Origin of the sequence: Gelidibacter gilvus (assembly GCF_004115975.1) — a bacterium.
Classification (GTDB): domain Bacteria; phylum Bacteroidota; class Bacteroidia; order Flavobacteriales; family Flavobacteriaceae; genus Gelidibacter; species Gelidibacter gilvus.
Genome location: NZ_SDDZ01000002.1, coordinates 192,286 through 211,642 on the forward strand (window position 1 = coordinate 192,286; position 19,357 = coordinate 211,642).

Annotated in this window: 15 protein-coding genes; 2 read left to right on the forward strand and 13 right to left on the reverse strand. The window is 34.7% G+C overall.

Annotation, left to right across the window (positions count from 1 at the left end):
* Positions 1-128: 128 nt before the first annotated feature.
* From ESZ48_RS04890 to ESZ48_RS04945, 13 genes are all read right to left on the reverse strand, one after another.
* Positions 129-2,117 (reverse strand): thiol-activated cytolysin family protein, encoded by a 1,989-nt coding sequence (locus ESZ48_RS04890; RefSeq protein ID WP_129016210.1) that lies wholly within the window; start codon positions 2,115-2,117, stop codon positions 129-131.
* Between the two features lie 505 nt (positions 2,118-2,622).
* Complete coding sequence (locus ESZ48_RS04895) at positions 2,623-3,021, reverse strand: lipocalin family protein (RefSeq protein ID WP_129016211.1); 399 nt, start codon at positions 3,019-3,021, stop codon at positions 2,623-2,625.
* A gap of 459 nt (positions 3,022-3,480) precedes the next feature.
* Positions 3,481-3,720 carry a PLD nuclease N-terminal domain-containing protein gene (locus ESZ48_RS04900; protein ID WP_129016212.1) on the reverse strand — a complete coding sequence of 80 codons (240 nt, stop codon included), beginning with the start codon at positions 3,718-3,720 and terminating at the stop codon, positions 3,481-3,483.
* A gap of 238 nt (positions 3,721-3,958) precedes the next feature.
* Complete coding sequence (locus ESZ48_RS04905; RefSeq protein WP_129016213.1) at positions 3,959-4,651, reverse strand: hypothetical protein; 693 nt, start codon at positions 4,649-4,651, stop codon at positions 3,959-3,961.
* A 373-nt stretch (positions 4,652-5,024) separates the two neighbouring features.
* Positions 5,025-6,092 (reverse strand): hypothetical protein, encoded by a 1,068-nt coding sequence (locus tag ESZ48_RS04910; protein WP_129016214.1) that lies wholly within the window; start codon positions 6,090-6,092, stop codon positions 5,025-5,027.
* 155 nt (positions 6,093-6,247) lie between these two features.
* Complete coding sequence (locus tag ESZ48_RS04915) at positions 6,248-7,108, reverse strand: hypothetical protein (RefSeq protein WP_129016215.1); 861 nt, start codon at positions 7,106-7,108, stop codon at positions 6,248-6,250.
* A 194-nt stretch (positions 7,109-7,302) separates the two neighbouring features.
* Positions 7,303-7,458 carry a hypothetical protein gene (locus tag ESZ48_RS19225; protein WP_190246193.1) on the reverse strand — a complete coding sequence of 52 codons (156 nt, stop codon included), beginning with the start codon at positions 7,456-7,458 and terminating at the stop codon, positions 7,303-7,305.
* Positions 7,455-10,475 (reverse strand): type ISP restriction/modification enzyme, encoded by a 3,021-nt coding sequence (locus ESZ48_RS04920; RefSeq protein WP_317127981.1) that lies wholly within the window; start codon positions 10,473-10,475, stop codon positions 7,455-7,457. The genes ESZ48_RS19225 and ESZ48_RS04920 overlap by 4 nt, the downstream gene beginning before the upstream one ends.
* A 462-nt stretch (positions 10,476-10,937) precedes the next feature.
* Positions 10,938-11,738 carry a hypothetical protein gene (locus ESZ48_RS04925; RefSeq protein WP_129016217.1) on the reverse strand — a complete coding sequence of 267 codons (801 nt, stop codon included), beginning with the start codon at positions 11,736-11,738 and terminating at the stop codon, positions 10,938-10,940.
* The gene (locus tag ESZ48_RS04930) at positions 11,665-12,177 is read right to left on the reverse strand and encodes a hypothetical protein (RefSeq protein WP_129016218.1); all 513 of its coding nucleotides are present in this window, start codon (positions 12,175-12,177) and stop codon (positions 11,665-11,667) included. Before ESZ48_RS04930 ends, ESZ48_RS04925 begins: the two co-directional genes overlap by 74 nt.
* Positions 12,178-12,236: 59 nt before the next feature.
* Positions 12,237-14,204 (reverse strand): UvrD-helicase domain-containing protein, encoded by a 1,968-nt coding sequence (locus tag ESZ48_RS04935; protein ID WP_129016219.1) that lies wholly within the window; start codon positions 14,202-14,204, stop codon positions 12,237-12,239.
* Positions 14,188-15,984, reverse strand: coding sequence for an ATP-dependent nuclease (locus ESZ48_RS04940; protein WP_129016220.1), 1,797 nt, complete (start codon positions 15,982-15,984; stop codon positions 14,188-14,190). Before ESZ48_RS04940 ends, ESZ48_RS04935 begins: the two co-directional genes overlap by 17 nt.
* A gap of 464 nt (positions 15,985-16,448) precedes the next feature.
* Positions 16,449-17,249, reverse strand: coding sequence for a hypothetical protein (locus tag ESZ48_RS04945; protein ID WP_129016221.1), 801 nt, complete (start codon positions 17,247-17,249; stop codon positions 16,449-16,451).
* A 988-nt stretch (positions 17,250-18,237) separates the two neighbouring features.
* Between ESZ48_RS04945 and ESZ48_RS04950 the strand changes: the two genes are divergently transcribed.
* Entirely contained in the window at positions 18,238-18,648 is a 411-nt protein-coding gene (locus ESZ48_RS04950; protein WP_129016222.1) for a hypothetical protein, read from the forward strand.
* A 20-nt stretch (positions 18,649-18,668) separates the two neighbouring features.
* Positions 18,669-19,025: a hypothetical protein gene (locus ESZ48_RS04955; RefSeq protein ID WP_129016223.1), complete on the forward strand. Its 357-nt coding sequence runs from the start codon at positions 18,669-18,671 to the stop codon at positions 19,023-19,025.
* Positions 19,026-19,357: the final 332 nt, after the last annotated feature.

The following is a 19,357-nucleotide window of genomic DNA, read 5'->3' on the forward strand; positions in this document are numbered from 1 at the left end:
GCACCAGCAGAGTCATTAAAAAACCCTTCAAATTTTTAAATCTGAAGGGCTTATCAAGATTGGCATTACTGCTGTTAGTAGCGACGCATTGCAAACTAACAACGTATCAAGTTACAAGATCTTAAAATTTATTTTATAAGTTCAAAGCGCATCCAGACGAAAGCCTTTTCATCACTTTTAGGGCCTTTATTTCTTGCACGTATCGGACCTTCCAAGATGATATCGCCATTGGTTCCTACATTTCTGAGCGGTAAAGTGCTGCCGTTAAAATGATCAAATTTCAACTCTGGCTCAACACCACCATCAAAAAAACTAGTTTCATTAGTGGTCTTTTTAATACCCGTTAAGATAGTAAGCACATCATGAATAGCCACCTTGGTAATTCGAGGATCGTTATTGAGAATAATGTCCGGATCGGAATATTCCTTGACAAACGTATCAATTTCAAATGATGCCTTCAAGTCATTTGCATCTTGATATGGGATATCAAATATGACAGAGTTATCAATATTTGCTGAGCGCTTTTCATTCACCTTTGGAGAAACGGATACGGCAATTTGCCGGTCTTTATTCCCGCAAATTAGTGCCGTGGCATCGGACCATTCGCCACTGCTACCGCCACCACCTAGATCGCATTTTTTGTTATCCTTAAATTTTCTAATATCAACAGTTGATGGCGTAATGACCTTGCCATTAGCTTTGTATCTCACGTGCTGTACAATGCCCAAGTCGGCAATTTTATCGCTATCTTGAGTCGTTTTACTTTGAAGTTGCATCAGGGTCACTTTTAATTTCAAACCGTCAGTACTGACACAGGTTGGAATGGTTTCAACATTTTTACTGCTCATGCCCACGCGCTTATTGTCCAGGTTTTTCATCTCATAGCTGATTGGATAGGCTTCAGCTTGCGAAAATCTATAGCCAGCTATATAATCGTGTAAAGGTTTTCTACCGGTTTCATTCCAATTCGCCGCAATATCCTTCACCACACTCTGTATGGCGCCACCATAATAAAAAGCCTTCACTGTGGTGCTATTAGACTTTGAGATCTTTTCAAGATTGGACTCAATGGCCGCTTTATGGCCCATATAATTCATGCTTGCACTTCCCTTGGCCCCAAAATCCTCGAGGCTCTTTTCAGTGATAAACATAAAATAGCCCTTTCTGCCGTAGTTTACTTTTGAGATATAAACATATTTGCTCAGGTCTACTTCTGGGTTGTTTGGAAATACTTTTTGCGGTTTGAGGCCATCTACCTCTATGCTATAAAGTGATTGCTGAAATTCGACAAGATAATAATGATAAGATTTTGAGCTTTTGTTTTCTAAACCCAAACTTACAGCAATGTCCGCAAAGACATTTGAATAGCGTCCATTGATCTTAAAATTAAGTTCGTCAATAGATTCAATCTCTGTATAAGAATAGGACATGTTGGCGCCATGCACATCATCCGGATTTTTAGATTGAATAGTTCTGATCGCGCGATTGATCGTGGATCTCTCTGTCGGGTTGGCAATAACTTCAAATTTACCTGTTGCGGTATTGGAAATCGTAATAGGGCCCCTTTCTATGTTTTCTTCTATTTGGTCACTTCCATTTACAAATTCCACAGCATTCATAATTATTCCAGGCTTGAGCCAATCTGGCGGTCCGTTTTCGGTAAAATCCTTAAAAGTGTCTGTATCCAACCGAGTGTTTAAGGTTGTATTCGTGCAAAACTTACCCATTGCCGGCGCTGGAACTGTTCTGGAAGTAGATTTATCTCCCGATTTGAAGTCTCCATCAATAACCTTAAACTCAGAAGACCAACTTCTTTTAACAACAGGGTTACTTTTAAGAACTTTTAAAACTTTTGGATCAAGGGCCATGACATTGCTGTTCCCCATAACTTGTATCGATTTTGTGGGTTCAGTGGTCTTTGGAAGCTGTTGCATTTGGGGACTAACATAAATCGGTTGCGCAATCAGCTGAATGGTCTTTTCAGGCTCTGCCTCTTTTTTAGTCTGTTCCGTTTTAGGCGCAGGTTTTCCGCGTCTCATGGGCGCTCTTTGCGAATACCCTTCTGTAGTCAATACCAGGAAGCATAGTGTTCCCAATAATAATAGTGTTTTGTTCATAATGAATTGGTGATTTAGGTTAATAAAAGTTTATTGAGTTTGGAATGATCTCCCAGAAAGGAACATCATTGTAATAGTGCTCTTTAAAATCTTAGATTTAGGTGTCTTATAGTAAAGACAGGAAGAAGCAGGTTGTAGGGCAGATTTGGTGATCAGGTCATGGCAATTGTTTTTAGGTTTGCCGGGAGTAACATCTGAACTGAAAGATTTCAACCCAACCCTCAAGACAATCCATAATTAGCTTTAAATCAGCGGATAACTGACCGTACAAGTATAGAACTTAAATCCTATATTATGGATGAAGAATGTATGGATGGCTTGAAATTGATGTTTTTTGGTAGTAAAACACGTATGGATGGTCAATTCCAAAAAATTGTTAAAAGGAAATTATGGCTAGCCCCTGTGCCATTTTAAAGTGAATAGGACGTTTTAATTAATGTAGGATGGGCATACTTATGCCACTATAGAACAAACTAAATGAATCCTTAGTTATGGTAAGCGGTTTTTATTCCTTGATATATTTAGCTTGACAGGCTTCTATACAAGGATAATAAACAATTAATTGGTTGTTGTTTTTTTCAAACGTAAAGTTGTAAGTTGGATTATTACAGGCAGACGAATTATAAGTGGATTCAGATTTTGAGTAAGTTCCGGAAGTCTGATGGTCAGAACTGATGGACATTTCGCATAAGTTGCCATTAGACGTTATGGTGCCATCGGTTTTAAAAGTTATCACTTTTTTACTTTCAACGGGATAAAACGTCCCACTGCCATCTCCCGGATCTGCTAAAACTTCAATTAATCTCCAGTTTCCAATTAATTCTACATCGGAGTTGGAATCATCGTCATTTTGACATGAATATATAATTGCTGCAGTAAATAAAACGAATAGAACTTTTTTCATAACCATGGTTTTTAACTAGATGCCAAAATCATCAAATGGTTGCGTGAGATAGTGTGAAGTTAGTAATATCAAACCTCGTTGCATCTATCGTTAGGGATGATGAGATTGCTATCACAACGCTTTTAGGTGTTGTGTATTTTCCAAGTATGCAGGAACCAAGCAACCCGCCAGAACGAATCTTTCGGGCTGGTTATTTTAAAACGGCTTTTAGTGCTTTTCTCCACATCGTAATTTATATCGCTTTTTTTTATTGGGTCTGTAGTTAATTCCAGTTTTTTTATTTAAAACTTTGTGGCATTTATCGCTTTAGTATTCCCTACATTTTTTAATTAGTAAATTTGTGTGAATACCGTGTAGGTTAATAGTTCGTCATTGAGTGAACGATTCCGAAGTTGTTTTTTCATTTCTTCTATCGATTCCGCTCCCGAGCTAAAAAGTCCAACGTAATATTTGTTCAATTTAAGTCAATTGAGTTGCATCGGTTGCCGATAATTTCTGCGTTCTTCCAATTATAAAATATAAAAGAGCTCCTAAAAAGTTCCCGAATAAAACCACTAAAAGCCAAACAATTTTATTGTTTCCAGTAAATTCATTTCTTACAATGTCAATAAGCGCAATAATCGTTGGTATAATGCCAAGAAATACAGTGACTAATATTAAAATAATTTGCCAAGGTCCAATTGCTAAAAAATAGTTCATAATTTTTGTTTTAATTAATATCCGTAATTTTTGTCAGCATTAAAGCTAACGGTTTTGTGTATAGTTGCGTGGATAAACACCTAAAATGGTAAAAATTGACCGAGCCTGTGGAAATTCCGTCCTGAAACGCTTTTCGGCTTTGAGGATTTTCGTAAGTAGACGAGAACAAGCAACCCGCCAGAACGAATCTTTCGGGCTGATTATTTTTACACGGCTTTGTTGGCAAACATATTTTGTTTTAATAGACTATTTCTGTTATTATTAATCGTTTTATGAAATAGTTATTTAGATCAACTTTTGATTCCAGCATTCTCTCCGCAATGAATCTTGGGTCAATCATTCCAGAAGCGTCACGTATTTTAAGATACTCAGTTAGAAAATCCGATTTATTTGATATTGCGTTTAATGCTCGCGAATATCTTCCATCATAATTTATATCAATCCAGTTTTTTCGAGATTCGATTATTACTGAATCATCATCGATAGGTTCCTTGTATTGAAAAGATGATACTGATGTGCCATATCTAAATGTTCCGTCTGGCATTAAATATTTTCGTTTGATATTTAAAGTCGGATAATTGTTATTGCTAAAAGTCAGTTTTTCAGGGTCACGTTCGATCCAAATTGAATCTGGAACGCTGTAAATTTCTAATCTTAAGGCACTATTTTCGAGATATTCTGTGCTATTTTCAGAAATTTTTGGCTTGTATTCGGTTTGACCGTTAGATAATTCTTTTAGGAATTGATTGTAAGCCTTTTTTGTGCTTATATTAGGGTATTGTCTTTTCAGAAAGTCAGATTCAAAGTCATTCACAAGATAGGTTAGAATTTCACTGTTTTCTTTTCCTAAAACCTTTTCAAATTCCGTTATTTCTTTTTGGTTTGAACAACTAAAAGTTAGAAGTGAAATTAAAATTAGATTGTATCTCATAGTTCTGTTATATGTTTGCCAACTTATATAAAGAAGCACCAACAATCCTAATATCTGCCCTCAGTGTACCCATAGGTGCTAATTTAGTTATTTAATTGTTTCGATCCAATCTACCACCTTTCCCTAATCTTTCCTATAAATAGAACTACCTATTTTTAAAACTATCCTATGAATTATAGTGGCCGATAGTAGTTCCGAGCTCGAGCAGGACGACAGCGCCATAAGGGCGGATATTAGCAAAAGTTAAGAGTAAAAAACTGGCCTTTGCAAGTGCAAAAATCAGGATTGCTTTATGATGATATCTATAGCAGTATTTTAATGAAAAGTTGATGGATTTTTACTTGTGTTTCACCTCAATTCTTAGTTATTGTGGTTAATTTTTTTCTCCGTTTATTTTAATTTCTAATAATTTTATTCTATTTTCAAGTAATCTGATTTCGCTAATATTCTCTTTTAGTTTTTTAACTTCTTTTCTAACAGCGTTGTCATACTCTTCATCTTCATTTGGTTGAACAAAATCTACTTCTCCACCATTTTTTGTAAAATCAATCAACTTTATAATAGATTTTTCTATAGCATTAATTTTATCTCCTTGTTGATTTGCATCGAGCTTTAAATCTTTTACAGCAACTTCTAAAATAGATTTAATCCCATTTTCTTTTTCTAGCAATGCCTCTTTTTTCAAATCTGTTTCTATTTGTTTGTTAGCCAATTTGAGACCTTTTACTTCTTGTACTTTTTTCAAAATATCTAAATATCTGTCAGCAACCTTTAATGCTTCCAGCAAAATTTTACTTACAGTTGTTGCTAAGGCAACTGCAACAGCCATTTCAATTATAATTGACCCTTTTTTTGCTCCAATTATATGAAAATCTTCTGGACTCATATTTTGAGCCATTGCAATTCCACGACCTATATCGTACCACATTGAGCTCAATTTTTTGAAGTCTGTTAAGTTGCTAATCGATACCTCGTTTTGAAAATATACTCTCATTAAAACAGAATTATCTGGAATTTCATCTTCATCTTTTTCATCAAACTCGAAATTTTCTGTAATTGCATTTTCTAAATTTCCGACTTTTGTAATTGCGTTGTTTATTCTCTCGGTAAATTCTCTAATACGTTCAGATGCGTTTGCTATATCAATATTGCTTTCAAACAAGACATTATTTATTTGTTGTACTCCTATGTCCCCTAACAAATCGTCAATTCTAAGTTTTTGAAGAAATTTTATTTGCTCCAAAGTTAATTTTTGAAAATTAATTGATTTTAATGTTTTAAAAAGTTGTTCCTTTTCTTCTTGAAAGGATTGAAAAGTTTGATTTTGTCGTGAATTTGTTGCAAGTTTATTGTAGAACGCTAAATATTCTGCCGAAAGATTTTTATCATTAATATTTTCGTTAAACCACTCAAAAAATTGATTCAATTCTGTTACTTGCATAGATTTTTTTTTAAAATTAACCACAACGTTTATAAGAATAGTTGCGGGTTTGTATGCGAGGATTTTCCGAAGGAAAATCAGACGTTACAAACACCCAACGACCTTTGGTTAAGCACTAAACCGCAATTATTTTTATACGGTGTTAGGTGCAGTTATTATTGTTCTTCAAGGTTTAAAATTTCTTCGTGTTCGCATTTTCGGCAAACTTGTTTTAATTTGTCTTTTTCAAATTCAATAAATTCCATTTGTAAACTTCCACATTCAGGACAAGCTAATTCTTGGTCGAAACCAATATACTTAAAAAATAAGTTCTCAAGTAAACTAATGATTGAAGAAGTAAATAATAATGCAATTTTAGCATCTGGATATTTTTTATTTTGTGAATGAACGACCATTGAATTATAACTCCAAGCACTATCCACTAATTTTCGTGAATAATTTCGTAAATCCGAGTTTTGATTTCCAGGAATATACAAGTCAATAAAAGCATTGGCAACACCTTTAAAGTCGGATTTTTTTAATCCTTTTTCCTTTATCAATTCAGGATTTCTTTCGCACAGTTCTTTTGATAAGTCAATTAAACTTTCGCGACACAAAAGTCCGATAGATTGAAATTCTTCAGATTCTAAATCAATCGAGAGTTTTTCAGAAGCCATATTTAACTTTCTGTTTATTGATTTTAAATGACCAATGTCTAATGGAATTTCGTCAATTATATGTTTAAAATCATTTTGATATCTTTTAGATAGTCGTTGAGTAATTCCCATATGAAAAGAATATGCTTCGTCTGCTGAAAAGTAGTGAGCTCGTTGAGTATATAAATTCATTGGTGCAGTTTCTCCTTCGACAACCCAATAAGCTTCATCTTCGGTTTTTACATTCCAAACGTTGACTACAACATCTAAATCGTTAAATGTCTCCTCACATTTAATATTCACGATTTCTTTTATATCATCATATGATTTAAAATATTCTCTAATTTGATTTTCAGTTTCTATTCGATATTCTGGTGTCATTCTTTAGTTGAAGAGTTGGTTTTAATTGCACACAACTTATATACAGAAGCACCAACAGTGCTCATAGCTACTCCCAGTATGCCAATAAGAGCCACTATAGTTATTTAACTTTATCGATCCAAATTTGCAACTTCCAATCTACCATCTTTCCCTATACTTTCCTATAAGTAGAACTACGTATTTTTTAATCTACTCTATGGGTTATAGTGGCCGTAAGTATTTGTGAGCATGAGCGGGACACTCACGCCAACAGGGTGATGAACTTTATCAATTTCTATCTTGCTTTTTATATAGTAAGGACTGAAATCAACATCAGGAAGTTCAATATCTAAACAATGAAACTCGTTCATATAATCTCAATTTTATCAATCTCCTTCATCAACCTATCCGTTTCTGAAAGTGCCACAATAATTTTCTGATAGTGTAAAATATCATCAAATTCTAAAGTCCTTTCTTGTCGGTCTTTTAGCCATTTTTGAGCTGGCTGATACCCACCAATGTAAAATTCCCAAGCAGTTAGCGGTATGTTGTCAAAGTACTGTTCATCATTTATCCATATTCTACCAAGTCCTTTTGCTTCATCAAATAATTCCCAATCTTTTTTGGCAACTTTGGTGGTAATTACGTTATTTCCATCTTTTGGATAAGTGGTAATGAAATCCTCCACTTTGGGAGATTTTAACAAATGTATTTGACGTATCTCTCTACCTAATTTTACCAATTGCCAAAAGGCATCTTTGTCCTTTGGATAAGGTACTCTTGGAAAGTCTATTTTTAGAAACTCATTATATGTCTCTCGGTAAGTTGGCGAATGCAAAACGGCATAAATGAAGTCTAAAATATCAATTGGCGCAAAAGTGTTTTCTGTTGTTTTTTTCTCGTCAGTAAAAGTTAAATCTAATGTTTCAGCGATTTTTTTTACAATTTCTTGATTTATATTTGGTTTTCTTTCTGTTGTTTGCTCAGTGGTTAGTTGTCCATTACTTTTTGGATATAGATAGAGTGGAAAAAGACAGCCTGTACCGAATAATTTAGCACTTGCGGTAAAATTTCCCTCAATTATTTTGTCAGTTATAAAGTTATGTCTATAATCTTGTGTTGTTTGCCTCGGTATAATTAATCCAATATTAGGTTGCAGTAAATGTTGCATAACTTCAAATCTTGAACGACCAATAAAACCTCCTGACTTTTTAGTGATTATCGTTTCCCTGACATCAAAAGGTCTATAGTTAATTTTCACTTGTTTAAATGTATCGTTTAAGATACTTTCTTTTGCTCGTGCAAATGTCCATCCACTTGAATCTTGCTTTTCCATGTATCGTGTCTTTAAAAATTCAATTGTTTCATTTTCAAAATCATTTATAACATTTTGAAGCTTTTGTTTAGAAAATTGAATAGCCAAAGCATCACATTTTGTTTCTATTCCATTCGAATTTAAACTTAGGATTTCATTTACTTTAAAGCCTTTTTCGTAATTTTTTATCAATTCAAAATCTTTTGGAACGAAAAAATAATATGGTTTTTTAAATGCAAGTTTTGACCATTTTATTTCAGAAATTGTTGAATTGTTAAGTGTTTCATATTTATGATTTCTCTTTCCATGCAAATCATAATGATAAACTTTTCCTAACTCTGTTTTCTTTTTACTTCCTGTTTTGACAAAAATATTTATCGAAACACCTTGCATAATATCAAAAACATTTTGGTCGGGACTTCCGTCAGGGCAGACTTCTTTTTTCTTAGCATTTCCGTGCAAATCCAAAATGTAAATCTTATCAAAAGTCTCTAACAGATGTTTACGCATTTGTCGGTGTGTAATTCCATCAATAAAACTGTTGTTAGAAATGTAAGCCAAAATACCACTTCCGTTTTTGTCGATATAATGTTGACCATAGCGAATGAATTTTATGTAATCATCATCCAAATTTATTTTACGCTCATTTAAGTTTTTCTTGTAGTCTGAAATTAAATCTTGTATCCAATCATTTTTATTCGTACTACTTACAGCATACGGTGGATTTCCAATAACACACATTACTGGAGTATCCCGTTTAATATGGTTGGCTTCATTGGCTTCACTACTTAACCAATTGGCAAATAAAGTACCCGTATCTGGATGATATTCTTCTAAACTGTTGGTTAGATAAACTCTTGTGCGTTGGTCTTTTGTCGGTTTAAAACCTGTTTCTTTTAGCAGTAAATCCAATTGCAAATGTGCCATTGCATAACTTGCCATTAATAATTCAAAACCGTTTAAACGAGGTAGCAAATGATTTTCTACATAACCACTCCAAATCCCTTCTTGTCCTTTAAACTTTTTGTGTACGTGTTTTATTACTTCCGCTAAAAAAGTTCCTGTTCCTGTGGCTGGGTCAAGAATTTGTACTTTGTGTACTTCTTGTTCCATTTGCCTATAACCTGTTGCAGAACGCTTGTCAGCCGTTTGAGTACTTACAGATATTTTTGTTTTTGAAGTGTCTGCTAAGCCTTGTGGTAAATCAAATTCCGTTTTAAGAATATCATCCACCGCACGAACAATAAAGTTGACAACAGGAGCAGGTGTGTACCAAACACCTCTTGCTTTTCTTAGTTTTGGGTCGTATTCTGCCAAGAAAGTTTCATAAAAATGGATAATTGGGTCTTCCATTTTTGTAGTCTTTCCGTAATTTTTAAGAATGTCTTCTACGTTACAGGCTAAGAATATTTCTGCAAGATTTTCTACAATCCATTTAATTCGGTCGTCAATATCTGGTCCGGCAATGTAGCCGAATAGTTTTCTTAAAAATGGATTTGATTTTGGAATCAGTTCGGCTGCTTCTTGTCTGCTAAAACTATCTAAAGTTGGGTCGTGCAAACGAGCTGCAAACATTCCGTATGCAATAGTTTGAGCATAAACGTCCGCAAATCCTTTAGGTGTGATATCGTGAATTAAGATCTCCTTGAAAGCTTGTTTTTGTTCTCGAAGTGTGCTGTTTTGATGATTTTGTTCATCACTTATCAAAGCCTTTCCAATAACATCAGAAAGAAGGCGGGCTTTGCCCGCCATCATTTCTGCTAATTTTTTTGGACTTTTTATGTTTTGTCCAATGTGTACACAAAAGTTTTTGATAAGATTTTCAAACCTTTCAAAATTTTGTGGTAACGCAATAATTCCTTTTTCTGTAATTTCTGCAATGGCAATTTTGGTAATAAATTCGCCATTATTGTATAAATGAAAATCTATATAGTCTGTAAAAATCAGATTGTCTAATGATGCTTTGTAGCGGTCAAATTGTTCTTTGTTTACCGATTTCTTCTTTCCTTCAAGATCTTTGTCGCCAATGTCTTTAGCTTCAATAAACCCTACTGGAATATCCTTTTTTGTCAAGATATAATCAGGTGCTCCGCAAGACTGTCTTTTCGGTTCGTTGGTAGCTCTGATTTCAGGCACTAAACTTTCCAACAACTGTTGTAAGTCGCCTCTAAAAGTATGCTCTGTTGCATTACCTAGTTTATATCTCTGATTTATATTGTCAATGTAATTTTCTATCGTCATCTATTGATTTTGTTTTCTGTTGAGCGCCTGCCTGTCGACAGGCAGGTTGGCAAGTAACAGCTCTTTTAGATTTTTAGCGTTGGCTTATGTGTCGACAAAAACCAAATGTTTCTGTTTGCGCGTTGGCTTTTCTTGTATGCCGCACAACATTTATGTACAAGAATTGTTGCTTGGGATAAATACCTAAAATACTAAAATTGACCGAGCCTGTGGAAATTCCGTCCTGCAACGCTTTTCGGCGTTGAGGAATTTCCAAGTAGGTACAGATCAAGCCATAGCTTATAGGATACAGTGTTACCTGCTGGGCTTATTCCCTGTTGTTCTTAATTCAGATAATCTCATTTTTGAAAATGTTGCGCTTCCACTATCAAAAATATCATAAATTATATTTATGCAATACCTTTCTTCTAAATTATCTCTTATCGTTTGTGCTGGTTTATTTGGTTTTCCTGAAATCATTAAACTTGGTGCAATATGTTTTGGTAAAATTTCTTTTTCACTATTAGTTAAGATTTCTTTTCTCAATTCGTTAACAACTCCTATGAAATTAAATAATAATTCTGGAAAAGGATTAAATTGTTTTACCTCACAAAATGTTATGAAATCCTCATTCTTTACGTAGCAGAACCTTCTTTTACTGTCGTAGTATTTCGTTGAAATTTTTACTTTGCCTTTTTTGATGACAACAATGTCTGGTGTAGTAAATAAATCGTTTGAATGAGAAGATTGAACGGCTAAATTATGTTGAACTTCGAAAATATAATTTTTCCTTCCGATTTTTTTACTAACGCCAAAATAGGAGAAATTTGATTGTAGACCTGCTGTTGAACATTTATAGCGATATTTACCCGATTGTAAGTTCTCTATTTGGACTATGTAATCATTCCTTTCGTAAAATGTAACAATATGGTTAAAACAACTCATCTCAAAAAAATCACTCATTCGAGTAGCTTGATTAACTACTGTAGCCTTGAACTTATTTACAAAAGCCTTAATTTCGGCTTCTAATTCGTCTTTGGCTTTAAAAGGGGAGGTCGTCTTCCGAGGTTTTGTCGTTGTTTTTTCCTTTGTTTTTTTTGTTTTCGTTTCTGGCATATTCAAAATCAGATTTTAAATTTTTCAATCTTAATAGAAAATCTTTTGTTGTATAATATTCCATAAATTCATCCGAAATACCATAATTATCTAACAGATTGCGATAATTAATTAAAAGTCCCAAGATTTTATTCTTTTCATCATTTGTTAAATCATAGCTACCAATTGATATTGCTACGGCTTCGCTTTGATTAGTTACAGTACCGTAAAATTTTACCGCTCCATCAAGATTAGCTATAACTCTTTTATGAAATATAGATAATGCTAAAAGTAGTTCTACTGTTTGTATATGTTCTTGTAAATCCTTGTATCTATTTACTTCATTTATAATGTAATTGGCTTCTCTTAATCTTGATTGGTATTCATTATATATTTGTCTTGCCAATTTATATGGAAGATTATAAGTTAGAATATTTATTATGGGTGTTTTTTCAGCCATTTGGTTTTTTCAGTCTTGCAGGTACAATGTTGGCTGCTGGTGTTTTTATTCGTTTCAGTTTATATTTCATTACTAAATACTTCAATTATTTCCCATTCATCTCGATTTATTTCACTTAGTAAGTTGTCGAACCTATTTTTGTGCACAGCTACACAAAGCAAGTCTGTTGGTCGTGAAAACCCAACATAGACCATTTTTGCTGATTGTTTAATTCTGGCGCCAACAGTAGACTGAATTTGAATCCCTAAAAATTGTTGGGATAATCGTTGCGATTCATAGGATTTTGCATTAGCGCCGTTGCCGTCTTTCTGAAAATATGATTCTAAATACAAAGTCGCACAATGGGTTTGTCCTTTTACTGCGTGGACGCTTGTGATTTCAATTTCAAGTCCGTCTTCTTTATATTGGTTGGTTGTCAATATTTCTTCATTTTCGGCAGGAATTTCTACATTGTCATTATTGATAAAATCCGAACTTGCGGAAATAGCTTTATCAAACATTAAAAGCAAAGTGGGTATGTATTCTTTGATTTCGTTCCAAACTTCATTTGTATTTTCTCTGATTATACCGATTGACCAATTGTAAAGACTCAAATTTAACTCATTATATTTTTGAACGTCTTTTTCGTGAATAAAGTCAATTAGTTTTTTCTTTGTGTAATGTCTTTCATCTATTGTGTTGACGTTTTCTAAACGCAATATTTTCAGGAAGGCATTTAAAATATTTTTACGTAATGGCTCTAACGTTTGCTTTTTATCGAAATACAGCAAATAACTTTTTAAGTTATCGTAGTCTTCTTTTGGTTTGCCTTTTTCTTTCTTAAAACCTTTGTGATAATCTTCTAAGCGTAGTTTGGCTGCATCATTTCTACTTGTTTCATCTTCTTTCCAATCCGTATTCCAGCAGACAACTTTGATTGGTTTTTCTAAAGTTTCTAACCTATTTTCCTTTACGATTTGAGCAAAACAAGGAATGATACTTCGGATAGTTTCGTTGTTAAAAACTAATAAATGAGGTTTAATACTGCATTCATTTCTTCCAACAATATCAAAATTCGCATCGCTGTGCAATGCAAACCTTTTCACAACATCTGCAATAGGTTTGCTTAAACGTTGGCTTCCGGTTAATCGTAAAATTTCTGCTCTGTCAATCCAAACATCGGTTGCTTTAACTGAATTATAAATAGCTTGATTTTTGTCGCCAATTCGCTGAGTTTTTGAAATGCTATTTCCATCATCATAAAATATTTTTTCCAATAAATTATATTGATGAGTGTCCATATCCTGCATTTCATCTATAAAGACAAATGGAAAACGTTTTTGTAAAATAGTTTTGATGGCAGGTATTTCCTTCAGATATAATTCGGCAAAAAAGTACGCATCATCATAATTTAAAATCCCCGATTTTAAGATCTGCAGTTTAATCGTCTTAAAAGTTTTATATGTGGCGGAATTGCCAGCGCTTTTTAGGACAATAGCACCATTCATTCCATTTGTCAAATTCAAATTAATGTCAAAACGAAAGTTCCTAAATAGACTTTCAGGGTCGTGTTGGCGTTTTAGCCAACTTTTCGCTGCGGAATTTGGAAGGCTATTAAAACGTTTTGAAGCAACTTCATTATAAATATCGCTATCAATTCGGTTTGGTTTTTTATTAGATTTCTGAATATAAAAAGGAATAGCCAAAAACTCATCAACGAAGCTCTGTATTGTTCCAATGAAATTTGGGTAGGAAAAAAGTTTTGGACAATGCTTTTGTATTTTTTCTTTTATTTCGTTAATGGCAGCGTTGGTATGCGATAAAACCAAAATCCCTGAACCATCAGCAAACGGCAGTTTACGTTCTAAAACAAGCAATTTAGCCAATAATGCTGTTGTTTTCCCACTTCCTGGAACGGCTTGTAAATCTATTGTGTTAAGGTTGCGAATAAACGTTATCCTTTCTTCGTCAAACACCTTACCGTCAGGCAGTAGTATTTTTTGGGCATAGCGAATGTCTTCTTCCGTTATGTTAAATTCCTGAGGCATATTTAATCGCTTTTACAAGATAATTAACTGTGTCGTTTACATCATCAGAAATTTGAATTGTGCGAACTTTCTTGACTAAGTCTTCATCGATAGCATTAGCCATCTGATAAGCAATTTCTGTCTTTTTCAACCCTTTGTTGATTAGCTTTTTTGCAAGGGCTTTTTCGAAATCTGTATTCCAATCTGTGTGCGTATGGGCGGCTTTTGCAACATTTTGAAATAAGTCTGCTAAACTCGCTGATTTGAACAGCGAATATTCCAACGTCCAATTTGGCGCAGGAAAATATTTTACGTTGTTTTCGGACTTTCCATTTATGGCTACTAATTTTTGCTGTGTTTCTTGCTGAATGGTGATTGTATCTCTTTTTATGAAATCATTTGCATTTTTTTCATATTCTCTAATGTCCGAATCTGTAATTACAGCAACAGGAATTTTCATATTGGGTTCCGATATTCGCAAGTAAATTTTTGCGTAATGGTCGAATCCTGTATGTCCAATGTTCACAATTGAAACCCCTTTCTCTGTTAAGTTAATTCCAATGGCTTTGGCAAGGCTTGGAATTAGGATTTCTTCTGCCCAACCCTCAACCAAAATCACACCTTTAGCAAAAAAGAGGTTGGCTTTTGTTGTGTCAAGAAACTTTTCCAAGAACTTATAGTTATCCAACCCCAATTTAGTATAGGTAGTCCCCATCGGATAGACATTTCCATTATTACATATAATTAGGTTTTCAAGTTTTAGTTTTGAAGCTAAATTCGGGCTGTGTGTAGTAAGAATAAGTTGAATAGCATCTTGCTTTTGAAAAGCTTCAATAACCTGCATTTGTGCCTGTGGATGCAAGTGTGCTTCCAACTCTTCCACTAAACCCAAGCGTAAACCGCTCCAATTTGATTTGTTCAAATGAAGAAGCTCAGCAGCCATAAACAAACGGTTCAATGTTCCTAAGCCGGGATTGGGTTCGTCTTTCAAAAACAAAGATAGTTTTTCAAGAATGCTTTTTATATCGCTTGTAGAAGCTTTAAAATCTGTCTCATAATTACTACCGTAGAAACCCTTAATATAGCCGTCTATTTTATCTTTAATTTGTTTCCCTTCTTGTGGTCTAACTGTTTGTTCTTCTCCTACTTCATTGGTGATAGCAATTTCAAATTCACCTTTGAAATACTTTTTCAATTCTTCGCTCAGACTTTCAAATATCTTTACAAGTTCGTGTTCCTTTTCTTTTCCCTTAAATGCGGTATCGCCCAAAAGGATTTGTGAAAGTCTTGAATTTCGTTTGGCAATCAATTCATTTTCCGCATCACGCAAAGGCTTTAAATAGGTTGCTTTCAGATATTCTTTTGATTCTGCAGTAAGTAAATAACCGTCATCATCTACACCTGCTTTTACATCAGCAGGCCATATCTTTTTGTCTTGACGCTTTACTTCGTAATTTAATTTTAAAAATGGCTTTACTTCTTCACCTGTTCCTGTCCAACCCAACCACTCTGTGAAGTTTTTGGCTTCATCAGGTGTTAAATCTTCAAAAGTCAATTCTATTCTAAAACGGTTTGCTTCATTATAAAAATCCTTATCCTCAACTCTGATATAATCATAGCTATGGGTTTTCAAGACTAATTTTATGGCATCGATAATGGCTGTTTTACCAGAATCATTTTCTCCAATAATTACATTCAAACCTTTGGTCAGGGTTAAATCTAAATTCGGCTTTGAAAGGTCTATGTCACCTACTGAACCGAATTTCCTAAAATTCCAAAATTTTATGTTTGATAGGTACATTTGTCAATTTTAAATCGTTGATTTGTTTCGTTTTTAATTCTTTACACTTACACCCAACTTATTTACACCCGCCTTAAACCTACTTATATCCAACTTTAAAGATTGGATTACATCACCTTCGGTAATCTTGTAGTATATTAAAAATCAATGCAAAATAGGCGCTATAAAACCTTATACCATGCGGAAACCCGCACCTACAATAAATTGATGCTTAAAAACTTAGGGGAAGTCTTACAAACTTAAACTTTATTTCTAAAATTCATAATATTTATGTTAAAAAAAGCACAACTACTTATTTACAGGCGCCATCCACTATCATTTTCATGAGTAAGGATCACTTGTTTTAAGAACATGGTAATCAAAACTTACGCTAAGAGTCAATCCTTAAAATATGAAACCCTCCCACCAGCGTCATTTTCACAACGCCAATAGAAGGGTTTCGGCAACATTTGAAAAAGGGGAAATTATCCAGTAACCGCCACTTTCATGACACTACCTCGGGCAAGTTCATAAAGCTCGCCATTGATAGACTGATAAAAGGTAATCCCAGTCCCCACCACCACGGAAACATCAAGAGGTATTGCAGCCGCAGTGGCCAGAACAATCTCAAGCTCCATGAGAGGGGTCAGCGCATCGCTTAGCGCATACGCATCCGAAACAACATGCCCACTCATACCACTAAACTCGGGATTAAGGGCCTTATAGGTTTTTTCAGCAAAATTATAGGTAAAATCACTGACATAACCAGCCGCAAATACCATCCTAAAATGGGTGGCACCTTCGGGCGCTTTGACGGAATCATCGGGGCTAAAAGGCTGAAGATCCCAAGCCACCGAATTTCGGTCGGGACGGATCATCGGCAATTGGCTCAGACGGAAAAAACGCGAATCGAAGGTTTCGCCTGAATTAAATTCAAAACCTCTGATCAGTTCATGAGAATCCGAGATCAGAAGCTCACGCTCGCCTCTTATACCTGGGCCGCTGCCCACAATCCGCTTCATGATTCCAGTCATTCTGGCGCTAATGTAGATATCGCCAAACTTTTGGGCACTGCCCGCAAAGGCAGTTCTAAAAGATTTTCCGGCAATAGCTGCACCGCCAAATTCACGCATATTCTCCCGAGTACGCTTAAATTTTGGATCGTTCATAATCCGAGCTCTACTGATGGTCGATTTTGATTTTACAAAATTCTCACCGTTTCTTCTGTAGAAGGTCAAATTATCTAATGTACCATCCAATTTTACAAAACTGTTGTTTCTTGCCATAGTTGTAGGTTTTACGATTCCTAATCAGCTTGGCATTTTACTGATTAGGCATCAGGTTAAAAATAGAATGCTAACTTGGGGTCGGCATCCAGATTTGGTTCTCGTAATAAAAATCAATAAAAAATAAAGGCCTACGTAGGTATCAAATGCTTCCATAAACTCCTCGCGAACAAGCTTTTAGAAACAACTTGATGTGACAAATGAAGATAATTAAAATGGATTAAACAAATAAAGTTTTAGTTAAAATTATAAACATTATAAATTAATATTTCTATTTTATTGCATTATATTCAATAAATATGTTAAAATTGATAATTGTTTTGAAAATAAAACACCACCCCTCGAACACCCCTTAACAACTTGACAGTAAATGTGTTAAAAAAATAAGTCGCTTTTTTGCATAAAAATCGTCGACAACCTGCTTTTTCCACTCGATTAACTGCCAAAAAAATCAAAATAAATCTAAAAATCAGACACTTAGCGGTCTAAAAAACGAAATAAATTCAAAAAAAATGTCATTTTTGTCCGATTAAAGGTTAGTTGATTCTCTGTTTTTATAAAATAGTGCCAAAACCTCATAATTCATTTTAAATTTGAGTTTTATAGCCATATTCTCAATGCTTCACATGTCTAGTCTTGGTTCTTGGTTCTAACAGCGCCCTGTGCTGAGCGCAGTCGAAGCAAGCGGTCTTAATTTTTTTCCGGACTTTGTTCACGGTTCTAATTTTTAAATGTGAGTTTTATAGCCCATATTCTCAATCCTTCACGTGTCTTGTCTTGGTTCTTGGTTCTAAAAGCGAAGCGGTCTTAATTCCTTTCCCGACATACCGACATCATTTTTTTCTTAAACGCTCCTTCGGTTCTCCTTCGGGTGAACTTCGGGTTAACCTCGGGTATACCTCGGATTAACTTCGGGTCAGCCTATTGTTGCACTATTTTGATGGTAAAAAGTTGCTGCCATGAGCATCCACATCAAAAAACGCCTTCCTTGGACATTGAGCTTGTCGAAATGAGAAAAGAGCTTAAAGACGGAAGGGTTGTAAATTATAAACAAGTTGTTGCCACGCACGTCTCCATTCCAGAGCTCCTTCCTTTAACCATTGAGCTTGTCGAAATGAGAAAAGAGCTTAAAGACCTGCCTGCGGACATGCAGGCGGAAGGATTGTTAAATATAAACCTGTGTCTGTATCGAGAACGCCTCATGCCAACTTATACCTTAAGAACCTGTCAAGTTCAATTAACGGTTTATCTATTTTTACAAACAGACTCTTACCCAAGTTTAACTTTAACATTTCTAACAAAAAATGAAACGTTTTATTTATCAACTGGCAAACCACCTCGTCTTCTGCTTCTCTTCGGAAGCAGAAGCCACTCCTCCTTAAAAAGGAGGAGAATTTAAGTCTTTTAATAACATTTGATATGGCATCCAAATCAAAAAACGCTCCTTCCCTTTTTTTAAGGGAAGGTGGATTTAAGCTCGGAAAAGAGCTTAAAGACGGAAGGGTCGTAAATTATAAACAAGTTGTTGCCACGCACGTCTCCATTCAAGAGCTCCTTATCTTGAACATTGAGCTTGTCGAAATGAGAAAAGAGATTAAACACCTGCCTGCGGACAGGCAGGCGGAAGGATTGTTAAATATAAACCTGTGTCTGTATCGAGAACGCCTAGTGACAACTTACACCTTAATAACCTGTCAATTACAATTAACGGTTTATCCATTTTTACAAACAGACTCTTACCCAAGTTTAACTTTAACATCTCTAACAAAAATTTGAAACGGTTTATTTATCAACTGGCAAACCACCTCGTCTTCTGCTTCTCTGCGGAAGCAGAAGCCACTCCTCTTTAAAAAGGAGGAGAATTTAAGTCTTTTAATAACATTTGATATGGCATCCAAATCAAAAGGCTCCTCCCCTTGGACATTGAGCTTGTCAAAATGAAGGGAAGGTGGATTTAAGCTCAGAAAAGAGCTTAATCACCTGTCAAGTACAATTAACGGTTTATCTATTTTTACAAACAAACGCTTACCCAAGTTCAACTTTAACATCTCTAACAAAAAAATGAAACGGTTTATTTATCAACTGGCAAACCACCTCGTCTTCTGCTT

What these genes read in the sequence shown, in the direction of transcription:
- ESZ48_RS19225 (WP_190246193.1), bottom strand. Translation starts at nt 7,458, where the DNA reads ATGAACGAGTTTCATTGTTTAGATATTGAACTTCCTGATGTTGATTTC.
- ESZ48_RS04910 (WP_129016214.1), bottom strand. Translation starts at nt 6,092, where the DNA reads ATGCAAGTAACAGAATTGAATCAATTTTTTGAGTGGTTTAACGAAAAT.
- ESZ48_RS04930 (WP_129016218.1), bottom strand. Translation starts at nt 12,177, where the DNA reads ATGGCTGAAAAAACACCCATAATAAATATTCTAACTTATAATCTTCCA.
- ESZ48_RS04955 (WP_129016223.1), top strand. Translation starts at nt 18,669, where the DNA reads ATGGCATCCAAATCAAAAAACGCTCCTTCCCTTTTTTTAAGGGAAGGT.
- ESZ48_RS04945 (WP_129016221.1), bottom strand. Translation starts at nt 17,249, where the DNA reads ATGGCAAGAAACAACAGTTTTGTAAAATTGGATGGTACATTAGATAAT.
- ESZ48_RS04925 (WP_129016217.1), bottom strand. Translation starts at nt 11,738, where the DNA reads ATGCCAGAAACGAAAACAAAAAAAACAAAGGAAAAAACAACGACAAAA.
- ESZ48_RS04940 (WP_129016220.1), bottom strand. Translation starts at nt 15,984, where the DNA reads ATGTACCTATCAAACATAAAATTTTGGAATTTTAGGAAATTCGGTTCA.
- ESZ48_RS04900 (WP_129016212.1), bottom strand. Translation starts at nt 3,720, where the DNA reads ATGAACTATTTTTTAGCAATTGGACCTTGGCAAATTATTTTAATATTA.
- ESZ48_RS04935 (WP_129016219.1), bottom strand. Translation starts at nt 14,204, where the DNA reads ATGCCTCAGGAATTTAACATAACGGAAGAAGACATTCGCTATGCCCAA.
- ESZ48_RS04905 (WP_129016213.1), bottom strand. Translation starts at nt 4,651, where the DNA reads ATGAGATACAATCTAATTTTAATTTCACTTCTAACTTTTAGTTGTTCA.
- ESZ48_RS04895 (WP_129016211.1), bottom strand. Translation starts at nt 3,021, where the DNA reads ATGAAAAAAGTTCTATTCGTTTTATTTACTGCAGCAATTATATATTCA.
- ESZ48_RS04915 (WP_129016215.1), bottom strand. Translation starts at nt 7,108, where the DNA reads ATGACACCAGAATATCGAATAGAAACTGAAAATCAAATTAGAGAATAT.
- ESZ48_RS04890 (WP_129016210.1), bottom strand. Translation starts at nt 2,117, where the DNA reads ATGAACAAAACACTATTATTATTGGGAACACTATGCTTCCTGGTATTG.